The 428-nt window shown below is 48.4% G+C and carries 2 tRNA genes and 1 rRNA gene; all 3 read left to right on the forward strand.

From position 1 onward, the window contains the following. Positions 1–122: 122 nt before the first annotated feature. The 3 genes from AC1RO3_RS08675 to rrf all read left to right on the forward strand — a co-directional run bounded on the left by AC1RO3_RS08675 (position 123) and on the right by rrf (position 427). Positions 123–194: transfer RNA gene (locus AC1RO3_RS08675), tRNA-Glu, on the forward strand. Between the two features lie 5 nt (positions 195–199). Next, a tRNA-Thr gene (locus AC1RO3_RS08680) sits at positions 200–272 on the forward strand. Between the two features lie 39 nt (positions 273–311). Beyond that, positions 312–427, forward strand: a 5S ribosomal RNA gene (gene rrf / locus AC1RO3_RS08685). Position 428 lies beyond the last annotated feature (1 nt).

The following is a 428-nucleotide window of genomic DNA, read 5'->3' on the forward strand; positions in this document are numbered from 1 at the left end:
AGTTAAGCTTCTTAGCGCCAAGAGTAGTTGGGGGTCGCCCCCTGCGAGGGTAGGACGTTGCCATGCTAATAATAAATTTAAAAATGTGCTAATCTAACTGATTAACACATTTTTATGTATATGACCCGTTGGTCAAGTGGTTAAGACACCGCCCTTTCACGGCGGTAACATGGGTTCAAATCCCGTACGGGTCATTTTCGCCGGCTTAGCTCAGTTGGTAGAGCATCGGTATCGTAAACCGAGGGTCACAGGTTCGACTCCTGCAGCCGGCATTAGTGGTTGCAAAATTGTTTTATGTAGTAGTAAAAGAGTGTGGTGGCGATAGCAAGAAGGATACACCTGTTCCCATGTCGAACACAGAAGTTAAGCTTCTTAGCGCCAAGAGTAGTTGGGGGTCGCCCCCTGCGAGGGTAGGACGTTGCCATGCT

This window comes from Dellaglioa sp. CoH-57-MRSF-19 (genome assembly GCF_056781975.1).